At 71.0% G+C, this 4,091-nt stretch carries 4 protein-coding genes and 1 pseudogene; 4 read left to right on the top strand and 1 reads right to left on the bottom strand.

All coding sequences use genetic code 11. From position 1 onward, the window contains the following. The coding region (locus WBP48_RS12620) for an amidohydrolase family protein (protein ID WP_424440941.1) at window positions 1-618 on the top strand (618 nt) is incomplete at its 5' end. Between the two features lie 182 nt (window positions 619-800). Here the strand turns inward: WBP48_RS12620 and WBP48_RS12625 are convergent. Next, on the bottom strand, window positions 801-1,502 hold the full coding sequence (locus WBP48_RS12625) for a GTP pyrophosphokinase (protein WP_424440943.1): 702 nt from the start codon (window positions 1,500-1,502) through the stop codon (window positions 801-803). Between the two features lie 107 nt (window positions 1,503-1,609). On the opposite strand from WBP48_RS12625, the gene WBP48_RS12630 reads away from it, so the two are divergent. The 3 genes and pseudogenes from WBP48_RS12630 to WBP48_RS12640 form a co-directional block, all read left to right on the top strand. Beyond that, window positions 1,610-2,227: a PadR family transcriptional regulator gene (locus WBP48_RS12630; RefSeq protein WP_424440945.1), complete on the top strand. Its 618-nt coding sequence runs from the start codon at window positions 1,610-1,612 to the stop codon at window positions 2,225-2,227. Beyond that, a complete protein-coding gene (locus WBP48_RS12635; RefSeq protein WP_424440947.1) occupies window positions 2,224-2,943 on the top strand; it encodes an ABC transporter ATP-binding protein in 720 nt (239 codons plus the stop codon). The genes WBP48_RS12630 and WBP48_RS12635 overlap by 4 nt, the downstream gene beginning before the upstream one ends. 152 nt (window positions 2,944-3,095) lie before the next feature. Next, window positions 3,096-4,091, top strand: a pseudogene (locus WBP48_RS12640) (ABC transporter permease); the annotation flags it as partial.

Below are 4,091 nucleotides of genomic sequence, written 5' to 3' on the forward strand. Positions count from 1 at the left end.
GGCCTCGCCGCGGTGCGCGCCTTCGCCGACGCCGGCGTGGGCGTCGCCGTCGGCCACTCGAACGCCGACTACGAGCAGGCGCTCGCGGCCTTCGACGCCGGCGCCTCGATCCTCACCCATGCGTTCAATGCCATGAACGGCATACATCACCGCGCGCCGGGGCTCGTCGTCGCGGCGATGCATGCCCCGCACGTCACGCTGGAGGTCATCGGCGACGGCGTCCACGTGCACCCCGACGTCGTGCGGCTGGCGTTTCGCGGCGCCCCCGGCCGGGTCGCGCTCATCACCGACGCGATGGGTGCCGCGGGGGCCGCCGACGGCGAGTACCTGCTCGGGTCGCTCGCCGTCACGGTCCGGGACGGCGTTGCGCGCCTGAAGCCGGACGGCGCAATCGCCGGTTCGACGCTGACGCAGGACGTCGCCCTGCGCCGGGCCGTGGTGGACAGCGGCATCCCGCTCGTCGAGGCCGTACGGGCGCTCACCGTCGTCCCCGCCAGGGCGATCCGAAGGGATGCCGACCTCGGCCGCCTCGACCCCGGCTTCGCCGCCGACGCCGTGCTCCTCTCCGACGACTTCGAGGTCGAGGCCGTGTGGAGCGCCGGCCGCCGGCTGCGGTAGTCGCCGGATCGCCGCGACCGGATTGCCGGGCCGTCCCCGCGAGGTGCGAGAGCTCGCGCCTCAGCGCTCGTTCACCGTGGGGGCGCAAGTGGTCGCCTTCCCGGGCGGATAGCGACCATTCGCGACCCCGCGGGTCGTGGTGGCCGTCCGGCGCTCGCCGGTGGGTTCGCAGGCGGCGACACTCACACGGCGCGAACCGGGCTCGGGTGCGGCCCGTGCAGCTCGTGGTGGAGCCGCTCCATGCGCGCGTCGAGCAGGGCTGCCGACTCCGCGGCATCCTTCAATTCGGCCAGCAGCCCGTCGGGAACCGCACCCGCGTACTTGTAGTAGATCTTGTGCTCGAGGCTTGCCCAGAAATCCATCGCGATCGTGCGGAACTGCACCTCCACGGGCACCTCGACGCGTCCCGACGAGAGGAAAACCGGCACCGAGACGATCGCGTGCAGGCTCTTGTAGCCGTTGCCCTTGGGTGTCGCGATGTAGTCCTTCACTTCGCGCAGCGTGATGTCGTCCTGCTGCGTCAGCAGGTCGAAGAGGCGATAGGCATCCTTCGTGAAGCTCGTCGTGACGCGCACGCCTGCGATGTCCATGATCCCGGTGCGGATGCCCTCGAACGTCGGCTCGACGCCCTTGCGCACGACCTTGTCGACGAGGCTGTCGGCCGATTTCACGCGGCTGGAGATGTGCTCGATGGGGTTGTAGTCGTGCATGAGTTGGAACTCGTCGCGCAGGATGCCGAGTTTCGTCTCGACCTCGCGCAGGCCGAACTGGTACTGCAGCAGGAACCCCTGGAACTCGTCGCGCATCACGCGCAACTGTTCGGGCGAGAAGGTCGCGATCCCGTCATCGGTGAGGACGGACAGGGCACGCGGTGTCGCTTCCATGCCTCGACGGTAGCCACGGGTCATAGGCGGATGCTGTGAGAAGGATGCCGAGTATGTATATACTCCGCAATGAGATACTCGGTATGCAATGCGGACAGGAGAAGCGGATGTCGGTGCGCCAGAGCCTGTTGGCGATCCTCGATCAGGGGCCGTGCTACGGCTACCAGCTGCGCGCGGAGTTCGACCGCCGCACCGGCTCGACCTGGCCGCTCAACGTCGGCCAGATCTACAACACGCTCGACCGGCTCGAGCGCGACGGCCTCGTCGCCAAGGGCGACGTCGACGACCAGGGGCACGTGTACTGGGAGATCACGGCCGCCGGCTCCTCCGCCGTCCGCGAGTGGCTCGCCTCTCCCGTCGAGCGCGCGCAGCGAAATCAGGGCATACCGGGGACGCGCGACGAGCTCGCGATCAAGCTCGCCCTCGCCGCGACCCTGCCCGGCGTCGACCTCACCGAAGTCATCCAGACGCAACGCGTCGCTTCGCTCGCCGCCCTGCAGGAGCTGACCAGGGCGAAGTATGCCGGGGCGAGCCCGGACGGCCCGGAAGAGCTCGCCTGGTCGCTCGTCGTGGACTCGATGATCTTCGCGGCGGAGGCCGAGATCCGGTGGCTCGACCACACCGAGCAGCGCCTCGCGCGGCATCCGCAGCGGGCGCTCGAACTGGAGCTGTCGACCGAGCGCCCCAAGCGCGGGCGGCCCGCGAAGGCGGGGGCGGCGTCGTGACCGCCCCGGTCCTGCAGCTGGTCGGCGTGACGCAGCAGTACGGCGAGGGCGCGACGAGCGTCTCGGCGCTCAGCGGTGTGGACCTGACGGTGGATGGCGGCGAGCTCGTCGCCATCATGGGCGCGTCGGGCTCCGGAAAGTCGACGCTGCTGTCGATCGCCGGGGGACTGCAGAAGCCCACGACCGGCGAGGTGATCGTCGAGGGCACCTACCTGTCCACGGCATCCGCTCGCGACCTCGCGGCGCTGCGGCGCCGCTCCCTGGGATTCGTTTTCCAGGACTTCAATCTCATCCCGACCCTCACGGCCCTCGAGAACGTGACGCTGCCCCTGGAGCTCGACGGCTTCCGAGCCCGGGTGGCGCGCCGTGCGGGTCGGGATGCTCTTGCGTCAGTGGGACTCGACGCCAAGTTCGACTCCTACCCCGACGACCTGTCGGGCGGCCAGCAGCAGCGAGTCGCTATCGCCCGCGCCGTCGTGGGATCGCGTCGGCTCGTGCTCGCCGACGAGCCGACCGGGGCGCTGGATTCCGTCACGGGCGAGGCGGTCATGAAGCTCATCCGCTCGCGCGTCGATCAGGGAGCCGCCGGCATCCTTGTGACGCACGAGGCGCGGCACGCCGCGTGGGCCGATCGGATCGTGTTCCTGCGCGACGGGCGCATCATCGACCAGTCGCGGCGCGACGAGGCCGAGTCCCTGCTGACGGGCGCGCGGTGAGCGGCGACCCGAACTCCTCCATTCCGGTGCGGAACCGGCCCGGAAGCTCCGCTCGGCCCCGCAGGCCGCGGAAGTTGGAGGAGTTCGGCCCTGCCCGACCCCGCAAGCGCGCAGCAACACGGACCCACAAGCCCGGGATCCACTCCCGCACCGTGCGCTGGCGGGTCGCGGCGCGGATTGCGCAGCGGCAGGTGCGGCGCACCTGGCTGTCGAGCCTGCTGATCGTGACGCTCGTCGCGCTGCCGATCGCGGGCATGGCGGGCGCCTCGATCTTCGCCGACAGCATGATGGGCACGCCCGCCGAGAAAGCGGATGCCGAGCTCGGCCGCATGCAGGGGTGGGTGCAGCCGGTGGGGCCGCCGGACGGCGGACTGTGGCAGAGCCCGACGAACCCGAGGTGGTACAGCTACCCGACGGATGCCGACGGCGCCCCCATCCAGCCCGAGGGTGACGCGCCCGCCGATCCGCTCGGCGCCCTGCCCGCCGGCACCGAGACCGTCAAGATCTCCGCCGACCAGGTGCGGATCGAGACGACAGGCGGCATCGCGACGGTGCGGGCGTGGGCGGGGCCCGCATGGGACGAGCGCTTCCGGGGCCGGTTCGACGTCGTCGAAGGCACCGCGCCGACCGCGGACGACGAGGTCATGGTCACCCCCGCGACGCTGCAGCGCACCGGCTCGCGCATCGGCGGTGCGCTGACCGTCGCAGGCTCCGGCGAGACCTACACGATCACGGGCACGATCGACATCGCCGGGGTCCCGGCGGTCGACAGCGCAGTGGTCTTCCGCGACGCCGACCGGTTCGCCACGGCATCCCCCCGGTCTGACCTGGGGTCCGCCAACACCCTGTGGTTCCTGCCCGATCTCTCGCTGGACTGGGACGACATCCAGCGCCTCAACGCGCAGGGCATCGTCGCGTACTCGCGCGAGGTCGTGCTCGACCCGCCGGTGTTCACCACGCCCGACGGCCAGGAGATCCTCTCGCCCGCGACGCAGGACCTGTACGCGCGCCTGAACCTGCTGAGCGCCCTGGGGGCTGCGGGACTTGCGGCCGCCTATCTCGTCGTCATGCTGGCCGGCGCCGCCTTCGCCGTGAGCGCCCGACGCCAGCAGCGCGCGCTCGCGATCGCGGCGAGCGTCGGGGCGGAT

This window comes from Microbacterium sp. (assembly GCF_049661145.1).
Taxonomy (GTDB): domain Bacteria; phylum Actinomycetota; class Actinomycetes; order Actinomycetales; family Microbacteriaceae; genus Microbacterium.

What these genes read in the sequence shown, in the direction of transcription:
- WBP48_RS12625 (WP_424440943.1), bottom strand. Translation starts at nt 1,502, where the DNA reads ATGGAAGCGACACCGCGTGCCCTGTCCGTCCTCACCGATGACGGGATC.
- WBP48_RS12630 (WP_424440945.1), top strand. Translation starts at nt 1,610, where the DNA reads ATGTCGGTGCGCCAGAGCCTGTTGGCGATCCTCGATCAGGGGCCGTGC.